The organism is Stenotrophomonas sp. GD03777, from assembly GCF_029842485.1.
GTDB classification, from domain to species: domain Bacteria; phylum Pseudomonadota; class Gammaproteobacteria; order Xanthomonadales; family Xanthomonadaceae; genus Stenotrophomonas; species Stenotrophomonas sepilia.
On the sequence record NZ_JAOCGL010000017.1, the window covers coordinates 40,499 to 48,842 of the forward strand.

Below are 8,344 nucleotides of genomic sequence, written 5' to 3' on the forward strand. Positions count from 1 at the left end.
GACGGATGGCGCTGAATGTCAGGTCGGCGCGGGCATGCCGCCCGCCGTCCCGTAGAGGGATGCGGACGGCCCCGGGTCGACGAGGAGACCGGTACCGCCCGCATCGGTGAGTTGTGCCCGCAGGCCAAGGCACCACCGCCTGTGGTGCCTTGGCGCGGCCGCCTCATCGGCGGTGCCGCGATGCCGGGGCAGGAGCGCCCGGCCGGGCCATCGATGGCCGGGTCACGCCGTTCCGGGCGTGACGGGGTGCGTCAAAGCGTGGGGGACGTCGTTGGGAGCGGTGTTTCGTACATTCGCAGAAGTCGTTGCTTGGCCAGCAGCTTCTCGCGCTTCATGCGACCCAGGGTGACATCATCGATCGGGAGTACACCCAGCTCCGCGTCCATGCACTTCTTGTTCAACTTGCGGTGCTGGTCATGGAGTGCCCTGAACTCCGGATCACGCGCGCGACGTGCGTCGATCTCGCTCTGGGGCTGATCTTCAAACATGATGGACCTCCTTCGACAGATACACGAACGCCCCGGCCACAAGGCACGGGGCGTTGTTCATGGAGGAGTGCCGGCCGATGGCCACCTGGACGCCTGCAACGACCTGCGGCACTGGCCTGCGCACGTCGATCTGCTGCGGTTCGCGCCCTGCTTGCATCGGCCCGGCCCTCCCATCGTCCGGTCCGCGGCATTGCGTCCCGGACGATTGACCCTACGCTTGCTCAAGGCGGGGTACAAGACCCCTGCGTCAAAAAGACCGAACCCCGCCGGGGCGGGGTTCAGGCTGAATGCTCATCGCAACGAAAAACAAACAATATCAATGCATTACGGCGCGATGATGACCTCGGCCGAGCGCGCCCGGGTGGACGCAGCCTTCTTGCCGCTGACCTGGATCCGGTTGCTGGCGACACCACCCGCGACCAGGGCGTCGCGCAGCGCTTCGGCACGCTTCTGGCCCACGCCGTTGGCGCTGTCGTAGGCCTCGATGCGCAGGCGCCCCTTCTTGCCGATGTTCAGGTACTCGGCCAGGGCCTTGGCCTGGTTGCGGGCGCCCCCCGACAGGCTGGAGGCGCCTGCGGCGAACGCGTCACCACCGAAGGTGAAGACCTCACCGCGAGCGTCGAACTTCGAACCGGGCAGCTTCTGCCCGGACACCAGCTCGGCTTCCTCCCGGGCCAGCCTGGCAGCGTTCTGCTGGGCAGCGCTCAGACGCTGCTGCTGCTTGCCGGCCACGCTGGTCAGGGCATTCTCGGCGTCCTGGCGGGCCAGGGTCTCGGCCTCGGCCGCCTGGCGCAGGCGTTCGGCCTCCTCGGCCTGCATCTGCGCCTGCATGCGCAGCTGCTCGGCTTCCTGGCGGGCACGGGCGGCATCGCGGCGGCTGGCCTCGATCAGCAGGTCGCTGCGGGTACGCTCCAGGCGGTCGACCTCGCGCGCGGCCAGCGCGGTGCGCACGGCGGTCTCGGCAATCTCCACCCGGCGCTCGGCCAGGTACGTGGCCAGCTCCTGGTCGCGGCGCTTGGCCTTGTCCAGGGTGGCGATCGCCTGCTGCGCCTGCATGCGCTCGAAGGCGCCCAGCTCAGCGGTATCGGGGTTGGCCTGGATAACCATCAGGCGCTGGCTCAGCTGCGCCACCATCGGGTTGTCGGCGGCCGTGGCCAGGGTCGGCAGCGCCAGCAGCGCGGCCAGGGTTGCGGCGGTCATCGGCTTCACCGGCGGTCCTCCCCGGTCGACAGCTGGCGCTGCAGCTGGTTGACCTCGTTGCGGCGCAGCTGCAGCTGCGCGGTGACGGTGGCTTCCTCACTGCGGACGCGGGCCAGGTCGGCATCGGCGGCGGCGCGCAGGGCCATCGCCGGGGCGTTCTTGCGCTCGCGGCGGTCGCCGGCGGCGCGCTGGGCCTGCTCCAGCCCCTGCCGGGCCAGCCCGATCAGGTCCGGGGCGTACTGGTCGGCATCGGCCTGGGTGGCCTTGTCGACCGCCTGCCGGGCCTGCGCCAGTTCCAGGGCAGCGTCCTGCGCCCAGGCGGGGGCAGACAGTGCGAATGCAAACGCCATCACATACAGGCCATGGCGCATTCGTGCGAAGCTAAGTCGTTTCATTGGGGAGGCCGTACCGGTTGTCGGTTCACGGCCATTGTCGTCAAGCCGACACCGTGCTGGCAACGGGCGTCGGCCGTTTCGTTGGGGAAAATTCGCAATGGATATCGGCTACTTCCTGAAGCTGATGACCGAAAAGAACGCTTCGGACATGTTTCTGACCACCGGGGCACCGGTCTACATCAAGATCGAAGGGAAGCTCTATCCGCTGGGCAACACCGGCCTGCCGCAGGGCATGGTCAAGAAGATCGCCTACTCGCTGATGGACGAGGGCCAGGTGCCGCAGTTCGAGCGCGAGCTGGAGCTCAACATGGCCATCGCGCTGCCCGATGCCGGGCGCTTCCGCGTCAACGTGTTCAAGCAGCGGGGCGAGGTCGGCATGGTCATCCGCGCCATCCGCAGCCGGATTCCGAGCATCGAGGAGCTGAACCTGCCGCAGGTGCTGAAGGACGTCATCATGACCCCGCGCGGGCTGGTGCTGGTGGTGGGGTCCACCGGTTCCGGCAAGTCCACCTCGCTGGCGTCGATGATCGACCACCGCAACAGCACCACCACCGGTCACATCCTCACCATCGAGGATCCGATCGAGTACCTGCACAAGCACAAGATGTCGATCGTCAACCAGCGCGAGGTCGGCCTGGACACCCACGCCTTCCACAACGCGCTGAAGAACGCGATGCGTGAAGCGCCGGACGTGATCCTGATCGGCGAGATCCTGGATGCGGAAACGATGGAGGCGGCGATCGCCTTCGCCGAGACCGGCCACCTGTGCCTGGCCACCCTGCACTCCAACAACGCCGACCAGACCATCGAGCGCATCCTCAACTTCTTCCCGGAAAGCGCGCACAAGAACGTGCTGATGAACCTGGCGCTGAACCTGCGTGCGGTGATCAGCCAGCGCCTGGTGAAGAACAAGGAGGGCCGTCGCCTGCCGGCCACCGAGGTACTGATCAACACGCCGATGATCCGCGACCTGCTGCGCCGCGGCCAGGTGCACGAGATCAAGGCGGCGATGGAAGCCTCGCTGGAAGAAGGCATGGAGAGCTTCGACCAGTGCCTGTTCCGGCTGGCCAAGGCCGGCACCATCGAGCAGGAGGAAGCGCTGCGCGCGGCCGATTCGCGCGATGGCCTGGCCCTGAAGTTCCGCCTGTCCGAAGGCAGTAGCGGCGAGCACGACCCGTACGCCGATTTCTCGGCAGGCGCACCCAGCATCACCCACGGCTTCTGATCCCACGAAAAAGGGGACGGAGGGGATCAAGTCGTTTGTGCACTTGCGACTTGATCCCCCGTCCCCTTTTTCTGAAGAATTCAGGGGCGGTCTCATCCAATGAGACCGCTCATCCGTAGGTTTCCTCAATGGAAACCATCCGCAAGCTGGCCATTCTGGCTGATGCCGCCAAGTACGATGCCTCCTGCGCCTCCAGCGGTTCGGGCAAGCGCGATTCGCGCGCCAGTGGCGGTATCGGCAGCACCGAGGGCATGGGCATCTGCCACAGCTACACGCCCGATGGCCGCTGCGTGTCGTTGCTGAAGATCCTGCTGACCAACTTCTGCGTCTACGACTGCGCCTATTGCGTGAACCGGGTTTCCAGCAACGTGCCCCGTGCACGTTTCAGCGTGGATGAGGTGGTCACGCTCACCCTGGACTTCTACAAGCGCAACTACATCGAGGGCCTGTTCCTGTCCAGCGGCATCATCCGCAATGCGGACTACACCATGGAACAGATGGTGGAAGTGGCCCGGCAGCTGCGCGAAGAACACCGCTACGCCGGCTACATCCACCTCAAGACCATTCCCGAGGCCTCGCCGGAACTGCTGGCCAGTGCCGGGCGCTATGCCGACCGCCTGTCCATCAACGTGGAACTGCCGACCGAAGCCGGCCTGAGCGCCTTGGCGCCGGAGAAGACGGTTCATTCCATCCGTGGCGCGATGGGCGAACTGCGCTGGCGCATCGAGGAAGCCAAGGAAGCTCGCAAGGCCCCCGCAGCGGTGGCACCGACGGCCAGCCGCAGCACTCGCCCGCGCCCTCCCCGTTTCGCACCGGCCGGGCAGAGCACCCAGATGATCGTCGGCGCGGACGGGGCAAACGACCGGCAGATCCTGGCCAGCGCCGACAGCCTGTACGGCAATTACCGCATGCGCCGGGTCTACTACTCCGCGTTCAGCCCGATTCCGGACGCCAGCCGGCAGTTGCCACTGCAGCCGCCACCGCTGCAGCGCGAACATCGCCTTTACCAGGCTGACTGGCTGCTGCGCTTCTACGGGTACGGCGTGGATGAGATTACCGATACCACCCAGGACGGCATGCTCGACCTGGATATCGACCCGAAGATGGCCTGGGCGATCCGCCACCCCGAGCGCTTTCCGGTCGATCTGAACCGGGCACCGAAGGAGATGCTGCTGCGCGTGCCCGGCCTTGGCGTGCGCAACGTCAAGCGCGTGCTGATGGCGCGCCGTCACGGGCGGCTGCGCGTGGCCGACCTCGCACGCCTGAAGGCACCGATGAGCAAGCTGCTGCCGTTCGTGCTGCTGGCCGACCATCACCCGCGCAAAGCACTGGACGACCCGGCGGCGCTGCGCGCGCAGCTGGCCCCGCCGCCGCGACAGGGTTCGCTGTTCGATGCCCCGTCCGCGGCCTGACGCGCAGCGCTGGTCGCTGCGGGTGGATCCGCCATGGTCGCCGGAGGCCTGGCGCAGCGGTGCGCGCGAAGCCCTGCTGCGCGGCGTCGCGCCGGAGCAGCTGGACTGGCTCGAGGGCAGCGACGCATCGCTGCTGGACGCGCCAGCGGTCACCTCGGCGCCCGCACAGGCCGATGCTGGCGCACCGACGGTACCGCGCGACTTCCTGGAACTGGCGGCCACCTGCCTGTGCCATCGCGACGGACAACGCATGGCCCTCCTGTACCGGTTGCTGTGGCGCATCGCCCATGGCGAACGCTCGGTGCTGTCAAACCCTGCCGATGCCGACGTACTGCGGGCGATGACCATGGCACAGGCGGTCCGCCGCGACACGCACAAGATGAAGGCGTTCGTGCGCTTCCGCGAAGTGCCTGGCCAGCCTGATGCGTTCATCGCCTGGTTCGAGCCACAGCACCACATCGTCGACCGGGTCGCGCCGTTCTTCGCGCGCCGCTTCACCGGCATGCGCTGGGCCATCCTCACGCCTTCGCGCAGCGTCGCCTGGGATGGGCAGGCGCTTGCCTTCGGCCCCGGTGCACGGTGCGAGGATGCCCCGGCCGAGGATGCACGCGAGTCGCTGTGGCAGACCTACTACGCCAGCATTTTCAATCCGGCCCGGCTCAACACGCGGATGATGATGCAGGAGATGCCGGCCAAGTACTGGCGCCATCTGCCTGAAGCACAGTTGCTGCCACTCCTGGTGCGCGATGCGGCCGACCGCGTGCAGGAAATGCATGACCGTCCCGCACAGGCACCGCAACGCAGGATTCCGCTGCGAGCGAACCCTCCGGCATCGGCAGCCGAAGCCAGCAGCCTGGACAATCTGCGCGGACAGGCCAGCGCCTGCCGCCAGTGCCCGTTGTGGGAGCAGGCCACGCAGACCGTATTCGGACAGGGGCCGGCAGGGGCCGGGGTGATGCTGGTCGGAGAGCAACCCGGTGACACCGAAGATCTGCGTGGGCAGCCATTTGCAGGACCTGCCGGCCAGGTGCTGGACCGCGCATTGGCGGAACTGGGGATCGATCGCGCCACGCTGTACCTCACCAACGCGGTGAAGCACTTCCACCATGAACGGCGCGGCAAGGTGCGGCTGCACAAGCGGCCGGAGAGCCGTCACATCCAGGCCTGCCGGCCCTGGCTGATGGGTGAGATCGCGCGCGTGCGGCCCCAGGTGATCGTGTGCCTCGGCGCGACAGCGGCAGCCTCGGTGTTCGGCCATGATTTCGACCTCTCGCGTGACCGCGGGCGCTGGCACACCCTCGAGGACGGCACGCGCGGCTACGCCACGGTGCACCCGGCATGGGTGCTGCGACAGACCGACGATGCCCGCCGCGAGGAGGCCTACCGGTTGTTCCGCGATGACCTGGCCCGATTGCAACAGAAAGGGGACGGAGGGGATTAAGTCGTAAGTGCATATACGACTTAATCCCCTCCGTCCCCTTTTTTTCAGGCGGCGTCGGGCTGGTGTTCCGGGCGCGCGCGGTCGAATGCCTCCAGCGCTTGGCACGCCGCTTCGATGCGGCGCAGGGTCGGGTACGGCGTCAGGTCCAGGCCGAAGCGGTGTGCGTTGTACAGCTGCGGCAGCAGGCAGATGTCGGCCAGGCCAGGACGGTCGCCGTGGCAGAAGGTGCCGGTGTCGCGGCTGTTGGCCAGCATCGCTTCCATCGCGTCAAAGCCTTCGGCGATCCAGTGCAGGGTCCACTGCGTGCGGGCGTCGGCAGGCAGCTGCAGGTCGCGTTCCAGGTACTGCATCACCCGCAGGTTGTTGATCGGATGGATATCGCAGGCCACAAGCTGCGCCAGCGCCCGCACCCGCGCGCGGCCCGCAGCATCGGCCGGCAGCAGCGGCACCTGTGGGAAGCGCTCTTCCAGGTACTCGATGATCGCCAGCGACTGGGTCAGCGTGTGCCCATCATGCAGCAGGGTCGGCACCAGCTGCTGCGGATTGAGCGCGCGATAAGCCTCATGGTGCTGCTCGCCACCGTCGCGCACCAGATGCACCGGCCGCGCCTCCCAGGCCAGGCCCTTCAGCTCCAGGCCGATGCGCACGCGGTAGGCGGCGCTGGATCGCCAGTAGGTGTACAGCACGATGCCGTCGTCGACCGGGATCTCCATCGCCGCCTCCATGCTCAGGGCTTGGCCGCCTGTTCGATGCGCTGCTCGATCGCACCGAAGATGCTGTTGCCGGCAGCGTCGAGCATCTCGATGCGGACCACGTCGCCGAAGGACATGAACGGCGTGCTCGGCTTGCCGTCACGCAGGGTCTCGACCACGCGCTGCTCGGCGAAGCACGAGGCACCCTTGCTGGTGTCTTCATTGGCGATGGTGCCCGAGCCGACGATGGTGCCGGCACCCAGCGGGCGGGTCTTGGCCGCATGCGCGACCAGCTGGGCGAAGTTGAACTGCATGTCCACGCCCGCCTCCGGCGCACCGAACCACTGGCCGTTGATGTGGGTCAGCAGCGGCAGGTGCACCTTGCTGTCCTGCCACGCAGCACCCAGCTCATCGGGGGTGACGAACACCGGCGACAGCGCCGAACGCGGCTTGGACTGCAGGAAGCCGAAGCCCTTGGCCAGCTCGCCCGGGATCAGGTTGCGCAGCGAGACATCGTTGACCAGGCCGACCAGCTGGATGTGGCCGGCGGCCTGTTCGGGGGTGGCCGCCATCGGCACGTCGTCGGTGATCACCACGATCTCCGCTTCCAGGTCGATGCCGTAGTCCTCGCTGACCACCTTGACCGCATCGCGCGGGCCGTAGAAGCCTGCGCTGGTGGCCTGGTACATCAGCGGGTCGGTATAGAAGCTCTCCGGCACCTCGGCACCGCGGGCGCGGCGCACGCGCTCGACGTGCGGCAGGTAGGCGCTGCCATCGACGAACTCATAGGCACGCGGCATCGGTGCGGCCAGCGCCTGCAGATCGAGGTCGAACACGCCATCGGCGTCGCCAGCGTTGAGCGATTCGTACAGGGCGTTCAGGCGCGGTGCGATGTGGCTCCAGTCCTCCAGGGCCTGCTGCAGGGTGGCGGCGATGCCGGTGGCGCGCACGCCGTGGCGCAGGTCACGCGAGACGACGATCAGGGTGCCGTCGCGGCCGCCTTCCTTCAAAGAACCAAGCTTCATGGGTGGGTGTCCGGAGTCGTGGGCAAACAAGTTTCAAGTGTAATCAAATCTGCGGCGGCGCCAAGCTGCAGCGCGGCATCGGCCCACCCTACCGTAGTGGGGGCTTCGGCAGGGCTTGCAGCCCTGCACCTGCTTCAAGCCAGGGCAACAGCCGAAGCAACAGCAACAGCGGGCATTCCGTGGGATGGCGAGGCACTGTGGGTTTGCGGGGACGCTGTAAACCCATCCATGGGGGCTTGGTCGCGGCATCCATGCCGCTCACACCCCGCAAACCCACAGTACCCCGCCTTCGACAGTAGACCGGTGGCCAATAGATCCACGCTATGCGTGGATGAAATCTGTCAGATTTCGAATGAAATTCCGGGGTCAGATCCGTTTTCCTGCGGAAAACGGATCTGACCCCATGCCATTCCGACAGATCGCGGGAAACTGTCGAAGGCGGGGTGGGTCCGGTGGCGGGAGTGTC

The 8,344-nt window shown here is 67.1% G+C and carries 8 protein-coding genes; 3 read left to right on the forward strand and 5 right to left on the reverse strand.

The features are described 5' to 3' along the window. Positions 1-251: 251 nt before the first annotated feature. The 3 genes from N5E02_RS06400 to N5E02_RS06410 form a co-directional block, all read right to left on the reverse strand. Positions 252-488: a YdcH family protein gene (locus N5E02_RS06400; protein ID WP_005407964.1), complete on the reverse strand. Its 237-nt coding sequence runs from the start codon at positions 486-488 to the stop codon at positions 252-254. Positions 489-812: 324 nt separating this feature from the next. Beyond that, positions 813-1,697 (reverse strand): hypothetical protein, encoded by an 885-nt coding sequence (locus N5E02_RS06405; RefSeq protein ID WP_279946084.1) that lies wholly within the window; start codon positions 1,695-1,697, stop codon positions 813-815. Continuing rightward, positions 1,694-2,059 (reverse strand): DUF4398 domain-containing protein, encoded by a 366-nt coding sequence (locus tag N5E02_RS06410; protein WP_005415160.1) that lies wholly within the window; start codon positions 2,057-2,059, stop codon positions 1,694-1,696. The genes N5E02_RS06405 and N5E02_RS06410 overlap by 4 nt, the downstream gene beginning before the upstream one ends. Before the next feature lie 121 nt (positions 2,060-2,180). On the opposite strand from N5E02_RS06410, the gene N5E02_RS06415 reads away from it, so the two are divergent. From N5E02_RS06415 to N5E02_RS06425, 3 genes are all read left to right on the forward strand, one after another. Continuing rightward, entirely contained in the window at positions 2,181-3,308 is a 1,128-nt protein-coding gene (locus tag N5E02_RS06415; RefSeq protein ID WP_279946085.1) for a PilT/PilU family type 4a pilus ATPase, read from the forward strand. Between the two features lie 128 nt (positions 3,309-3,436). Then, positions 3,437-4,720 carry a putative DNA modification/repair radical SAM protein gene (locus N5E02_RS06420; RefSeq protein ID WP_065179113.1) on the forward strand — a complete coding sequence of 428 codons (1,284 nt, stop codon included), beginning with the start codon at positions 3,437-3,439 and terminating at the stop codon, positions 4,718-4,720. Next, positions 4,701-6,161, forward strand: coding sequence for a UdgX family uracil-DNA binding protein (locus N5E02_RS06425; protein WP_279946086.1), 1,461 nt, complete (start codon positions 4,701-4,703; stop codon positions 6,159-6,161). Before N5E02_RS06420 ends, N5E02_RS06425 begins: the two co-directional genes overlap by 20 nt. A gap of 44 nt (positions 6,162-6,205) precedes the next feature. Here N5E02_RS06425 and maiA read toward each other — a convergent pair whose 3' ends face one another. After that, positions 6,206-6,874 (reverse strand): maleylacetoacetate isomerase, encoded by a 669-nt coding sequence (gene maiA, locus N5E02_RS06430; RefSeq protein WP_065179111.1) that lies wholly within the window; start codon positions 6,872-6,874, stop codon positions 6,206-6,208. Between the two features lie 14 nt (positions 6,875-6,888). Next, positions 6,889-7,878, reverse strand: a complete 990-nt coding sequence (locus tag N5E02_RS06435) for a fumarylacetoacetate hydrolase family protein (RefSeq protein ID WP_279946087.1) — start codon at positions 7,876-7,878, stop codon at positions 6,889-6,891. Positions 7,879-8,344 lie beyond the last annotated feature (466 nt).

Excerpts from the sequence above, each read along its gene's own strand:
- N5E02_RS06415 (WP_279946085.1), top strand. The coding sequence starts at position 2,181 with ATGGATATCGGCTACTTCCTGAAGCTGATGACCGAAAAGAACGCTTCG.
- N5E02_RS06410 (WP_005415160.1), bottom strand. The coding sequence starts at position 2,059 with ATGCGCCATGGCCTGTATGTGATGGCGTTTGCATTCGCACTGTCTGCC.
- N5E02_RS06400 (WP_005407964.1), bottom strand. The coding sequence starts at position 488 with ATGTTTGAAGATCAGCCCCAGAGCGAGATCGACGCACGTCGCGCGCGT.
- N5E02_RS06420 (WP_065179113.1), top strand. The coding sequence starts at position 3,437 with ATGGAAACCATCCGCAAGCTGGCCATTCTGGCTGATGCCGCCAAGTAC.
- N5E02_RS06435 (WP_279946087.1), bottom strand. The coding sequence starts at position 7,878 with ATGAAGCTTGGTTCTTTGAAGGAAGGCGGCCGCGACGGCACCCTGATC.
- maiA (WP_065179111.1), bottom strand. The coding sequence starts at position 6,874 with ATGGAGATCCCGGTCGACGACGGCATCGTGCTGTACACCTACTGGCGA.
- N5E02_RS06425 (WP_279946086.1), top strand. The coding sequence starts at position 4,701 with ATGCCCCGTCCGCGGCCTGACGCGCAGCGCTGGTCGCTGCGGGTGGAT.